We start from the raw sequence: 12724 nt of genomic DNA, 5'->3' as shown, positions 1-12724 counted from the left end.
GGACAGGTCGGCCTGCGGGCGTCCCGCTCAGCCCTTCGGCTCCTGGTGGCCGCCGAAGCCCTTGCGCATCGCCGAGAGCAGCTTGTCGGCGTAGCTCGCGTGCTCGCGGGAGCGGAAGCGGCGGTAGAGCGCGGCGGAGAGCACCGTCGCCGGGACGCCCTCCTCGACGGCGGCGTTGATGGTCCAGCGGCCCTCGCCCGAATCCTCGACGTAGCCGGAGAAGTCTGTGAGCTGCTCATCGCCCGCGAGTGCCTGGGCGGTCAGGTCGAGCAGCCAGGACGAGACGACGCTGCCGCGGCGCCAGACCTCGGCGATGTCGCCCATGTTGAGATCGAAGCGGCGCTCGGCCGGCAGGTCGGACGCGTTGGCGTGGCGGAGGATGTCGAAGCCCTCCGCGTAGGCCTGCATCAGGCCGTACTCGATGCCGTTATGGACCATCTTGACGAAGTGGCCGGCGCCGGTCGGGCCCGCGTGGATGTAGCCCTGCTCGGCGCGGGGGTCGCGCCCCTCGCGGTTCGGCGTCTTCGGGATGTCGCCGATGCCGGGCGCCAGGGTCTTGAAGATCGGGTCGAGGCGGTCGACGGCTTCCTTGTCCCCGCCGATCATCATGCAGTAGCCGCGCTCCAGGCCCCAGACGCCGCCCGAAGTGCCGACATCCACGTAGTGCAGGCCCTTCTCCTTCAGGGCGGCCCCGCGGCGGACATCGTCGCCGTAGAAGGAGTTGCCGCCGTCGATGATGCAGTCGTCCGCCTGCATCAGCCCCGAGAGCGCCTGGACGGTCTGCTCGGTGATCGCCCCGGCCGGCAGCATCACCCAGGCCGCGCGCGGCACCTCGAGCTTCGAGACCAGGTCCTCCAGGCTCGACGCGCCGACCGCACCGGCCTCGACCAGGGCGGCGACGGCCGCCGGGTTCTGGTCGAACACCACGGCTGTGTGCCCGTCGCGCAGGAGACGCCGGACGATGTTGCCGCCCATCCGGCCGAGGCCGATCATGCCGAGTTGCATTGCTGCCCTTCCTTACCGATTGCCCCCGCGCGGCGAGGGTCAGGCCCCTACGGCTTCACCGACGTCACAGGCGATCCGCGAGCCTCGCCCGCTCGCGGGACGAGGTCTGCCGCGGCCTGCCGCGGCGGGCCGACGGCAGGCCGGGAAGCCCCCCGCCGCCGGTCCAAGCGGCTAGACGACCGCCATCTTCAGGGCCGCCGCGACCCGGACGAGGCCGGCCTTCGTGTCGCCGCCCTTGAGGTGGACGCGCAGCGCCCGCCGGCCGCGCTCGGCGAGGACGGCGAAGTCGCCCCGCGCCTGCGCCGCGACGACGGTGCTGAACCCGAGCTTCCGGCCCGGGATCGGCAGGTCCTCGGCAGCGTCCGCAGTGATCTGCAGGAACACGCCGGTGTCCGGGCCGCCCTTGTAGGCCTGGCCGGTCGAGTGGAGGAACCGCGGCCCGAACTCCAGGCAGGTCGCGACCTTGCGGGCGTCGCGCACGGCGATCCGCGGCTCCTGCAGGATGGCGGCGGCCTCGGCGTCGCGCGGGACGTAGGCCAGGAGCCCCAGGTAATCGCCGTCCTTCAGGCGGCCGATCTGCGCCTTGATCGCGGCCTCGAGCCCCTCGGCGGCCGGCTTGAGGGCGTCGGCGTTCCGCGGATCGGCGTAGAGCGCGACCCAGTCGTCCTCGTAGAGCGGCCTCTCGGCGGGAAGGGCGCCCTTCGCCTCGGCCTCGGCGAACAGCTTCTTGGTCTCGACCTTGCTGGCCTCGACGTCGGGCTGGTCGAACGGGTTGATCCCGATCACAGCACCGGCCACCGCGGTCGCCATCTCCAGGCGGTAGAATTCCTGCGGCAGCTGCTCGATCGAGTCGAGGGTGATGCGGGCGATCGGGTGGCCGTCCCGCTCCAGGGCGCGCAGGGCCTCGTCCTGCGCGGCCTCGGCGTTGCCGTCGAGGCGCAGGTAGATGAAGAACCGGTCGTGGCCGTAGACGGCGGGAACGCCGACCGGCTCGCCGTCCACCGGCACGAGGCCCTTGCCCTGCTTGCCGGTCGATTCCGCGATCAGCTGCTCGGCCCAGGCGCCGAAGCTCGCGATCGCCGGGGAGGCGACGATCGTCACCTTGTCGCGGCCGGCGAGCGCCGCGGCGCCGATGGCCGTGCCGAGCAGGACGCCCGGGTTCACGGCCGGCGGCACGGCCGGACTGCAGGAGCGGACCATGATGCGGGCGGTCTCGAGGAGCGCCTTCACGTCGAGGCCCATGGCGGCGGCCGGCACGAGGCCGAAGGCCGAGAGCACCGAGTAGCGCCCGCCGATCTGCTTCACGCCGTAGAAAATCTTCTTGAAGTTGTCCGCCTTCGCGGCGCGCTCCATGTCGGAGCCGGGATCGGTCACGGCCACGAAGTGGTCGCCGGCCTTCTCGCCGAGCACGTCCTTCGCGCGGGCCAGGAAGTAGTCGCGGAAGACGTTCGGCTCCAGGGTCGAGCCGGACTTGGACGCGACGATGAACAGCGTCTTGGCCAGGTCGATGCTCGCCTCCAGGGCGCGCACCTGATCCGGGTGGGTCGAGTCGAGGATCTGGAGCTTCGGGAACCCCTCGCGCTGGCCGTAGGTCAGGCTCAGGACCTCCGGGCCGAGGCTCGACCCGCCCATGCCCAGCACCACGGCGTCGGTGAAGACCTGCGCCTTCACCCAGTCGGAGAAGGCGGCGTAGTCGGCGGCCTTCTCCAGCTCCTCCTCGACGATGTGCAGCCAGCCGAGCCAGTTCGCCTCGTCGTGGCCGGACCAGACCGCGGCGTCGCCCGCCCAGAGCCGGCGGATCGACCCGCTGGCGCGCCACGATTCGACGGCCTTCTTGGCCTCGGCCGCCAGGGTGTCGTCCATGGCGAGGCTCTGTCCGTCCAGACGGTGACCCAGCAGCGCGACGCGCTTGCCGGCGACGGCGCCCAGCAGGTTGTCGGCGGCGTCGATGAAGAGCTGCACACCCTCCTTCACCAGCTGCTCGGCGACCGCCTCGATGTCGATCCCGGCCCGGGCGAGGCGGTTCATCACCGCCTCGGCGCCGGGCACGTCCTCCTCGATCGTGGCCCGCACCACGCCGTGGTCGCGGAACGCGTCCATGGTGGCCGGCGGCATCGTGTTGACGGTGTTCGGTCCGATCAGCTCCTCGACGTAGAGGACGTCGGAATAGGCCTTGTTCTTCACGCCCGTGGAGGCCCAGAGCAGCCGCTGCGCCTTGGCGCCCTTCTCGGCCAGGGTCGTCCACTTGGATTCGGCGAAGATCGTCTTGTAGCGCTGGTAGGCGAGCTTGGCGTTGGCGATCGCCACCTTGCCCTTCAGCTGCTCCAGGGCGAACTTCTCGTCCGGGTCGTTGGCCTGCGCGATCTTCTCGTCGAGGAGCTTGTCGACCAGGACGTCGATGCGGCTGATGAAGAAGCTCGCCACGCTGGCGATCCGCGAGACGTCGTGGCCGGCCTTCGCGCGCGCGTCGAGACCGTCGATGAAGGCGCGCGCCACGGCCTCGTAGGCCTCCTGCGAGAACAGCAGGGTGACGTTGATCGAGATGCCCTCGCTCGTCAGCTGCTGGATCGCCGGGATCCCCTCCGGGGTGGCCGGCACCTTGACCATCAGGTTGTCGCGGGAGACCGCCTTGTGCAGGCGGCGCGCCTCGGCCAGCGTCGCCTCGGTGTCGAGGGCGAGGTAGGGCGAGACCTCCAGGCTGACGTAGCCGTCGGCACCGTCGCTCGCCTCGTAGACCGGGCGGAGCACGTCGGCGGCCGCCTGGATGTCGGCGATGGCGAGCCCCTCGTAGAGGTCGATGACGCGGCTGTCGCCGGTCGCCTGCACGGCCTTCAGGCTGTCGTCGTACTCGTCCGAGTGGCCGATCGCCTTCTCGAAGATCGACGGGTTGGAGGTGACGCCCCGCAGGCCGTCGCGCTCCACGAGCTGCTTCAGCTCGCCCTTCTCGATGAATCCGCGGGCCACGAAGTCGAGCCAGACCGCTTGATCCTGTTCGTCGTGCAGGGCCTTGAGCGCGTTCATGTCGGTTCCTCGCCTCGCGTACCGCGTACTCTCGCCCGAACGCGCTCTCCCGCCCGGACCGGGCGGGAGAGCAGGCCCCCGGGCTACTTCCTGTGCTTGGCCACCTGCGCCTTCGCGGCGTCCAGGACCTTCTCGGGGGTAAAACCGAACTTGGTCTGGAGATCCTTGATCGGCGCCGAGGCGCCGAAGGTGTGCATGCCGATGATCGCGCCCTCGGAACCGGCGTAGCGGTCCCAGCCGATGACGCTGCCCTGCTCGACGGCCACCCGGGCCTTGACGGCGGGGGGCAGCACCGAGTCGCGGTAGGCCTCGTCCTGGCGCTCGAACAGGTCCCAGGACGGCATCGACACGACCCGGGCCTTCACCCCCTCGGCCTTCAGGGCCTCGTAGGCACCGACGCAGAGCTGCACCTCGGAGCCCGAGGCGAGCAGGATCACGTCGGGCGTGCCCTCGCTGTCGGCCAGCACGTAGCCGCCCTTGGCGGTGCTGGAGGCGGCCCCGTACTTCGCGCGGTCGAGGGTCGGCAGCGGCTGGCGCGAGAGGGCGAGAACCGCCGGCTGGTTCTTCAGCGTGAAGATCACCCGGTAGGCCTCGGCGACCTCGTTGGCGTCGGCCGGGCGCAGGGTCACGAGGCCCGGGATGCAGCGCAGCGACAGGAGCTGCTCCACAGGCTGGTGGGTCGGCCCGTCCTCGCCCACGCCGATCGAGTCGTGGGTGAAGATGTGGAAGACCGGCAGCTCCATGAGCGAGGCGAGCCGGATCGGCGGGCGCATGTAGTCGGCGAAGACCAGGAAGGTCGCGCCGTAGGCCCGCAGCCCGGAGAGGCCGAGCCCGTTCACGATCGAGCCCATGGCGTGCTCGCGGACGCCGAAATGCAGGTTGCGGCCGCCCGGCGAGAACGGGCCGAACGAGCCCGCGCCCTCGAAGGTCAGGTTCGACTTGTTGGACGGCGCCAGATCGGCCGAGCCGCCGAGCAGGAACGGCACGTGCTGGGCGATGGCGTTCAGCACCTTGCCGGAGGACTCGCGGGTGGCGAGGCCCTTGGCGTCCGGCTCGAAGACGGGGATGTCCTTGTCCCAGCCCTCCGGCAGGCGGCCTTCCAGGAAGGCGTTCAGGTCCTCGGCGTGGGCGGCGTCCGCCTCCTTCGCCTTGGCGAGCAGGCCCTGCCACGAATCGTAGAGGCCGGCGCCGCGCTTGCCGATGCCGTTGCGGAAGTTCTCCTGCACGCCGTCTGGCACGAGGAACTGCGCGTCCTCCGGCCATCCGTAGGCGCGCTTGGCGCCCTTCACCTCGTCCTCGCCGAGCGCGTCCGAGTGGGCCTTGGAGGTGCCCTGCTTCTTCGGGGCGCCGTAGCCGATCACCGACTTGACGATGATGAGCGTCGGGCGGTCGTTGGTGGCCAGGAAGGTCTCGATCGAGCCCGCCAGCGCGTGCACGTCGTTGGCGTCGGCGACGCGCAGCACCTGCCAGCCGTAGGCCAGGAAGCGGGTCGCGACCTCCTCGCCGAAGGCCAGCTCCGTGTGGCCCTCGATGGTGACGGTGTTGTCGTCGTAGATCCAGCAGAGGTTGGCGAGCCGCAGGTGGCCGGCGAGCGAGGCGGCCTCGGAGGCGACGCCCTCCATCAGGTCGCCGTCCGAGCAGACGGCGTAGACGTTGTAGTCGAACAGCGGCAGGTTCGGCCGGTTCAGGTGCTGGCCGAGGAAGCGGCTGCCCATGGCCATGCCGACCGAGTTGGCGACGCCCTGGCCGAGCGGGCCCGTCGTGGTCTCGACGCCGGTGGTGAAGTGGTATTCCGGGTGGCCCGGGGTCCGGCTGTCGAGCTGCCGGAACTTCTTGATGTCCTCCAGCGACACCGCCGGGGCATTGCCGCCGTCGCTCTCGGCGACGCCCGCGAGGTGCAGCAGCCCGTAGAGCAGCATCGAGGCGTGGCCGCAGGACAGCACGAACCGGTCGCGGTTCGGCCAGTGCGGGTGCGCCGGGTCGTAGCGCAGGTAGCGGTTCCACAGCGTGTAGGCGACCGGCGCCAGCGCCATGGGCGCGCCGGCATGGCCCGAATTGGCCTTCTGCACCGCGTCGATCGCGAGCGTCCGGATCGTGTTGATGCTGAGCGTATCTATCTCAGCGAGGGCCGCCTTGGCGGGAGTGTCAGCACCGCTCATGATGTCGCGTCTTCCAGTTCGCCTCGCGCGGTCCGCTTCGCGGCTTCGCGCTGCCGTAGGACGGCGGGAGGAGCTCCGTTGGCCTTACCACCCTGCCGATCCGCCGGCCCTTCGCCGCGCGTATAGCTGAGGAGCGTGTTGACGAGGGCGACGTGGGTGAACGCCTGAGGGAAGTTACCCACAAGACGCTTGGCTTGCACGTCGTATTCCTCGCTGACGAGGCCGAGATCGGTGCAGATGCCGATCAGGCGCTCGATCAGTGCCCCGGCCTCGTCGCGCCGCCCCAGGCCGATGAGGTTGTCCACGTACCAGAAGGTGCAGGGCAGAAAAGCCCCCTCGGAGCCGGTCAGCCCGTCGGTGGTCTGGCCCTCGGTCTCGTAGCGGAGGATGAAGCCGTCCCGCATCAGCCCCTTGCCGATCGCCTCCACGGTGCCGACCACCCGGGGATCGTCCTGCGGCAGGAAGCCGGTATGGGCGATGAGCAGCAGGCTCGCGTCCAGGGCCTTCGCGCCGTAGGACTGGACGAAGCTGTTGAGGGCGGGGTCGAAGCCCTTCTCGCAGACCTCGGCGTGGATCTCGTCCTTGACGGCGCGCCAGCGCTCGGCCTGCTCCTGCGTGGCGCCGTTCTCGTGCATCTCGTGCATGCGCAGCGCCCGGTCGAACGCCACCCAGGCCATGACCTTCGAGTGCGTGAAGTGGCGACGCCCGCCGCGCACCTCCCAGATCCCCTCGTCGGGCTCGCGCCACGCGGTCTCCAGGTGGTTCAGGATCGCGAGGCCGACCCGCAGGCCGTCCTTGCTCACCGGCAGGCCGCGGGCATGGGCCTGGTAGAGCGCGTCGAACAGCTCGCCGTAGACGTCGAGCTGGAACTGGCTGGCGGCGGCGTTGCCGATGCGGACGGGCCGCGAGTTCTCGTAGCCCGGCAGCCAGTCCAGCTCGATCTCGGGCAGCAGCCGCTCGCCCGCGATGCCGTAGAGGATGTGCGCCTGCTCGGGATTGCCCGCCACGGCCCGCAGCAGCCAGCCCAGCCAGTCGCGCGCCTCGTCGATGTAGCCGCCGTCCATCAGGGCGATCAGCGTCAGGGTCGAGTCGCGCAGCCAGCAGAACCGGTAATCCCAGTTCCGGATCCCGCCGAGCCCCTCCGGCAGGGAGGCCGTGGGCGCCGCCACGATGCCGCCGGTGGGCTCGTAGATCAGCGCCTTGAGGGTCAGCAGGGAGCGCTGGAGCATCCGGTCCCAGCCCGTGCCGCCGGCGCAGCGCGACGACCATTCGCGCCAGTGCTGGTCGGTGGTCTCGAGGACCTTGCGCGGCTCGATCGGGGGCGGGTCCTCCTCGTGGGAGGGACCGTAGCTCAGGACGAACCGGTGCTTGTCACCGGCATGGACGGTGAACTCGGACACCGTCGTCTGCGCGTCCGATCCCTTGAGATGGACGTCGGTGCGCAGCACGACCTTGTGCGGACCCGAGACGGCGCGCAGGTCGCCCAGCTCCGAGCGGGAGACCCAGGGCACGGCCGAGCCGTAATCGAACCGGACCGCCATCTCCATCCGCATGGCGACGCGCCCGTGCACGCCCTCGACGAGCCGCACCAGATGGGACCCGTCGCCGACCGGCATGAAATCCGTGACCAGGACCTCACCCTGCCGCGTGGTGTGGCGGGTCTCCAGCACGAGGCTGCCCAGCCGGTAGGACCAGCGCGTCTCGACGTGCTCGGCCTCGGGGAAGATCTTCCAGAAGCCGTGCGCCTCGGTTCCCAGGAGGCTGGTGAACAGGGCGGCCGCGTCGAAGCGCGGCCAGCACAACCAGTCGACGCTGCCCTGACGGCTGATCAGCGCCGCGCTCCGGCAATCCCCGACGAGCGCGTAATCCTCGATGCGTGCAGCCATCCGGCCCCGGCCCCGGTCCGCGGCCGGCAGTCCGGGCCGTCCGCTGCGACGCACCTAGGACGTCCGGTCACGAGATCCAGAGGTCGGGGTACCCGCTGCCCGACGCGGTCAGCGCAGGCAGTCGGCCACCGCCAGGGCCACCGTGCCCTGGACCACCCTCGCGCTGCTGCGCACGAGATTCGCCGCGTCGCCGACGGCCCGCGCGGCCGGAACCAGGGTCTCCACCACCGAGGCCGCGAAGGGCATGGCCTGCGACGGGAGCAGGGCGTCCTCGGCCTCATCGGCCGCCCCGCGGGCGGGCGCCATGGGATCGGTGTTGCTGCGCGGCGTCTCAGGGCAGCGCCGGCCGGGGCAGGCGCGCCGGCCCGCGGCCGCGACGTGGGCGTTCGCCCGTGCGGCCACGGCCGGACGGGCGGGCAGGGACCCCGTCCGCGCGATCACGGCGTCGAGCGGGTACTGCTCGGCGAACGCGATCACGGCGGGCGGGCGGCCCGGCGCCGCGACGGCGGCGATCGGCGCGAAATCCGTGGGTCCGGGCGCGGCGGACACGCCCGCTTCGACCCGGGCGCCGGGCTGCCCCGGCTTCGAGGTCGGGCAGTAGAGCGAGGCCACGCCCAGGATTGCCACGACGGCCAGCGTCGGCAGGAAGGGCATGGACACGCGGCCGTGGGCGGCGGCCGTCAGGGCGGGCTGATCTGGCCTGCGCATCCGAATCACCGATCTCCTTGACCGCCGCGAGGCCTGTACAGTGCGGCCAGCATTGCGGCGGAAGCTGGACCGTTTCTTTGCGCAGCGGTTACTGGTGCCGCAAGGTGGGATTCCGCGGAAGCGGGCGCCGCGGGCCCAGCACGGGCACGGGCCTTGCTTAGCTCGCGGCGGCCCGCGCCGGGCCGGCCTCGAGAAGAAGACCCGCCCCGTACCGGGCCACGATGACTGAAACCAATCTCACCGTCGCCGTGATCGACCCGAGCCGCGCCCGCGCGGCCATCCTGGAAGAGGGCCTGCGCGCCGCCGGGATCGGGCGCGTGGTCGTGATTCCCGACACCGCCGACCTCATGGAGCGCGTCGCCGCGCTCAAGCCCGACGTGGTGGTGATCCATCTGGAGAGCCCGAGCCGGGACATCCTGGAGCAGATGTCGGGTGTCTCCCGGCAGGTCGAGCGGCCCGTGGCGATGTTCGTCGACCGCTCGGACTCGACCATGATGCAGGCCGCCGTCGATGCCGGGATCTCCGCCTACGTGGTGGACGGGCTGCGGGCGGAACGGATCAAGTCGATCCTCGATATCGCGATCCTGCGCTTCAACGCCTTCGCGCGTCTCCAGCGCGAGCTGACGGAGGCGCGGGGCGAACTCGCCGACCGCAAGCTGATCGAGCGGGCGAAGGGCATCCTGATGACCATGAAGGGCCTCTCCGAGGACGAGGCGTACAAGCAGCTGCGCCGCAAGGCCATGAACGAGAAGCGCAAGATCGCCGACATCGCCCGGGCGATCGTCACCACCGCGGACCTGCTCGGATGAGGCTCCAGCTCGGCTACGTTCCGCTCTGCGACGCGGCGCCCCTGATCGCGGCCCACGAACTCGGCTTCGCCCGGGCCGAGGGGCTCGACCTCGACCTCACCGCCGAACCCTCGTGGGCGACGCTGCGCGACCGGCTGGCGCTGGGCCATCTCGACGGCGCGCACATGCTGGCGCCGCTGGCGCTGGCGAGCCGGCTCGCCCTGTCGGGGCCGCCCTCCGACCTGATCGTGCCGCTCCAGCTCAGCACCGACGGCAACGCCGTCACGCTGTCCAACACGCTCTGGGGCGCGATGGACCCGGCCAGCGAGGCCCTGGCGGATGTCGCCCGCGCCTTCGCGGGCGTGGCGGAGGCCCGGCACCGCGCCGGCACCCCGCTGACCCTGGGCACGGTGCATCCCTTCTCGTGCCACAGCTACCAAGTGCGGCTGTTCGCCGAGGCCGGCGGCCTCGACGCGGCGGCGTTCCGCACCGTCGTGGTCCCGCCGCAGCACTGCGTGGAGGCGCTGGCGCGAGGCCTGGTCGACGGGTTCTGCGCGGGCGCGCCCTGGAACGACGTGGCGGTCGCGGCCGGCCACGGGCGTGTGGCGGTCCACGGCAGCGCCCTCGCGCCGAACGCGACCGAGAAGGTGCTGGCCGTCTCCGCGCGGCTCGACGGCGCGATCCTGCCGCTGGTGCGGGCGGTCGCCCGGGCCGGACGCTGGTGCGCGGATCCGGAGAACCGGACCGAACTGATCCATCGCCTCGCCCGCCGGACCTATCTCGATCTCGATCCCGCCCTGGTCGGCCGGGCCTTCGGCGATCCGGAACCGTCCGCCGGGCCCGGCACCCGCATCCGCTTCGGCGCGACGGTCGAGGAGCCGCGCGCCGCGCAGGCCCGGTGGCTGCTGGAGCAGATGCGGGCGTCGCAGCAGGTGCCCGCGCAGTTCGACATCGCGGCGGCGATCGCGACCGTCTACAGGGCGGATCTGTATCGGGCGGCGATCGCGGATCTCTGACGACGGCGACACTTCGCGCGGTTCGTCATCGGCGCGCGGAATCGCGGCGAACAGCGGCGGAACGCGGGGCACGCTCGCCCGTTGTGCTTGAGCCATGCCCGGATGCCGCAAACTCGAAACTGGATCGTTGATCTCGCATCCGCGCGGGCGGGTCGAGCTTCGACGCTACGTCACGCGGGGCGGTCGCGTGCCCCGCGCCTGCAACGACAACCGTCGGGCGGGATCGCACCACGCCTGGTACTGGGTCCTGGCCGCCGGCGCGATGCCGACGCTGGGGCTCCTGGCGATGCTGTCGACACTCCTGTGACGGACCGCGACGTCGATGCGGGCGCATTCCAGGCGCCGGCATTGCACGTCTGCGCTTCTATAACTCGAGAGTCGGTGTGACCCGCGGCGATATAGTCGCGAGAACTGACGTAATACGTTCATCATAATCCGAAGCTGCGCGTTGCCGGTCAGCCCATCCGGGCCGACGCGGCGATCGCGTGCGCGCGGTAGCCCCCCGTCGACGCGCCTCCGGAAATTTCCCGACCTTCCTGTCGCTGCCGGAAAGCCCGGTCCGCCCGTGATCGCTTTTGCGACGGGTCGCACAGTTTTTGTGCAGTGCCGAAGCCGCCGCCTCGACCGCCCAAACGTCCCGGCCGCCTCACCGATCCTGCGGGTCCGTGCGGCGCTCGCGGGCCGCGTGGCGTCTGGCACGGAACCTGCAAACCTCCCCCCGTCCGTCAACGGCGACGGACAGCGCCGTCAGCGAGGCCGCTGATCCGGTTCTCCCTGGGGCTGAAGCCTGCCGGGAGACGACCGGCAGCGGCTTTTTCGTGGGCGGTCCGCCAACGACCCTGCACTCGAGGTTCCAGACGCGATCGAGCGATGGCGACATCCCCCATGGACACACGCGGACACGACGCGGGCGCCGGGAACGGCCCGCCGCGCGAGAGGCTGGTCGTCGTCGGCAACGGCATGGCCTCGCTGCGCTTCCTGGAGCGGCTGACCGAGGCCGCGCCCGGCCGCTACGACATCACCTGCATCGGGGCCGAGCCCACGGCCGCCTACAACCGGGTCCTGCTCTCCTCGCTGCTCGGCGGCGAGGTCGACGAGGCGGCCTGCGCCTTCCGGGGCCTCGACTGGTACGCGGATCACGGCATCCGCCTGATCACCGGCGCGCCGGCGACGCGGATCGACCGGGAGAACGGGCTCGTCATCGTGGGCGAGACCCACGTCCTGCCCTTCGACCGCCTGGTCCTCGCGGTCGGCTCCCTGCCGATCCGCCTGCCGAAGCCCGGCATGGACCTTCCGGGCGTCATCACCTTCCGCGACCTCGCCGACGTGGCGGCGATCCGCCGTGCAGCCGTGCAGCACGCGAAGGCGATCGTCATCGGCGGCGGCCTCCTGGGCCTCGAGGCGGCGGTCGGGCTCGCGCGCCTCGGCGTCGAGACCACGCTGCTCCACGTCATGGACCGGCTGATGGAGCGCCAGCTCGATCACCACGCCGCCGGGCTGGTGAAGCGCGCCATGGAGGCGCGGGGCGTGCGCGTCATCCTCAAGGCCGACACCGCCCGGATCGAGGGCGCGTCACGGGTCGAGCGCCTCGTGCTGGCGGACGGCACCGCGCTCCCGGCCGACCTCGTGGTGATGTCGGTGGGCGTGCGCCCCTCGGTGGCGCTGGCGCAGGAAGCGGGGCTGGCGATCGGCCGGGGCATCACGGTCGACGACCGGATGACCACCTCGGACCCGCGGATCTTCGCGCTGGGCGAGTGCGCCGAGCACCGCGGCCAGATCTACGGTTTGGTCGAGCCCGCCTACGAGCACGCCGACACGCTCGCCCGCCACCTCTCGGGCGAGCCGGCCGAGTACCGGGGCACGGCCCTGTCCACGAGCCTGAAGGTTTCGGGCCTGCCGGTCTTCTCGGCAGGGATCGTGGACACGCCCGACGACGCGGAGGCGATCGTGCTCTCCGATCCCGGCGCCGGCCTCTACCGCAAGCTGCTGGTGCGCGGCGGCCGGCTGATCGGCGCGGTGTTCGTCGGCGACATCGCCGAGCAGGGCGCCTGCAAGGGGCTGATCCGCTCCGGCGACCCGATCGAGAACGTGGACGACTTGATGTTCGGGCGCCCCGCGCCCGAGCCCCTGGCTGCTTGAGG

Annotated in this window: 9 protein-coding genes; 4 read left to right on the top strand and 5 right to left on the bottom strand. The window is 71.4% G+C overall.

All coding sequences use genetic code 11. The features are described 5' to 3' along the window. Nucleotides 1-27 precede the first annotated feature (27 nt). From gnd to ACLBX8_RS20745, 5 genes are all read right to left on the bottom strand, one after another. Nucleotides 28-1005 carry a phosphogluconate dehydrogenase (NAD(+)-dependent, decarboxylating) gene (gene gnd, locus ACLBX8_RS20765; RefSeq protein WP_020094173.1) on the bottom strand — a complete coding sequence of 326 codons (978 nt, stop codon included), beginning with the start codon at nucleotides 1003-1005 and terminating at the stop codon, nucleotides 28-30. Between the two features lie 171 nt (nucleotides 1006-1176). Then, on the bottom strand, nucleotides 1177-4026 hold the full coding sequence (locus ACLBX8_RS20760) for a bifunctional transaldolase/phosoglucose isomerase (protein ID WP_447715688.1): 2850 nt from the start codon (nucleotides 4024-4026) through the stop codon (nucleotides 1177-1179). An 83-nt stretch (nucleotides 4027-4109) separates the two neighbouring features. Continuing rightward, on the bottom strand, nucleotides 4110-6185 hold the full coding sequence (gene tkt / locus ACLBX8_RS20755) for a transketolase (protein WP_447715687.1): 2076 nt from the start codon (nucleotides 6183-6185) through the stop codon (nucleotides 4110-4112). Further along, the gene (locus ACLBX8_RS20750) at nucleotides 6182-8071 is read right to left on the bottom strand and encodes a glycoside hydrolase family 15 protein (protein WP_447715686.1); all 1890 of its coding nucleotides are present in this window, start codon (nucleotides 8069-8071) and stop codon (nucleotides 6182-6184) included. The genes tkt and ACLBX8_RS20750 overlap by 4 nt, the downstream gene beginning before the upstream one ends. A 108-nt stretch (nucleotides 8072-8179) precedes the next feature. After that, the gene (locus ACLBX8_RS20745) at nucleotides 8180-8779 is read right to left on the bottom strand and encodes a hypothetical protein (protein ID WP_091681144.1); all 600 of its coding nucleotides are present in this window, start codon (nucleotides 8777-8779) and stop codon (nucleotides 8180-8182) included. Nucleotides 8780-9000: 221 nt separating this feature from the next. Here ACLBX8_RS20745 and ACLBX8_RS20740 point away from each other — a divergent pair, with 221 nt between their 5' ends. The 4 genes from ACLBX8_RS20740 to ACLBX8_RS20725 all read left to right on the top strand — a co-directional run bounded on the left by ACLBX8_RS20740 (nucleotide 9001) and on the right by ACLBX8_RS20725 (nucleotide 12722). Then, a complete protein-coding gene (locus ACLBX8_RS20740) occupies nucleotides 9001-9588 on the top strand; it encodes an ANTAR domain-containing response regulator (protein WP_026605088.1) in 588 nt (195 codons plus the stop codon). Beyond that, nucleotides 9585-10583: a CmpA/NrtA family ABC transporter substrate-binding protein gene (locus ACLBX8_RS20735; protein WP_447715685.1), complete on the top strand. Its 999-nt coding sequence runs from the start codon at nucleotides 9585-9587 to the stop codon at nucleotides 10581-10583. Before ACLBX8_RS20740 ends, ACLBX8_RS20735 begins: the two co-directional genes overlap by 4 nt. A 127-nt stretch (nucleotides 10584-10710) precedes the next feature. Continuing rightward, complete coding sequence (locus ACLBX8_RS20730) at nucleotides 10711-10890, top strand: hypothetical protein (RefSeq protein WP_020094181.1); 180 nt, start codon at nucleotides 10711-10713, stop codon at nucleotides 10888-10890. A 578-nt stretch (nucleotides 10891-11468) separates the two neighbouring features. After that, a complete protein-coding gene (locus ACLBX8_RS20725; protein WP_020094182.1) occupies nucleotides 11469-12722 on the top strand; it encodes an NAD(P)/FAD-dependent oxidoreductase in 1254 nt (417 codons plus the stop codon). Nucleotides 12723-12724 lie beyond the last annotated feature (2 nt).

The sequence above is a fragment of the Methylobacterium sp. D48H genome (assembly GCF_053345715.1).
The sequence above is the reverse complement of the archived record's forward strand: the minus strand, read 5'-3'. Positions and strand labels throughout refer to the sequence as shown.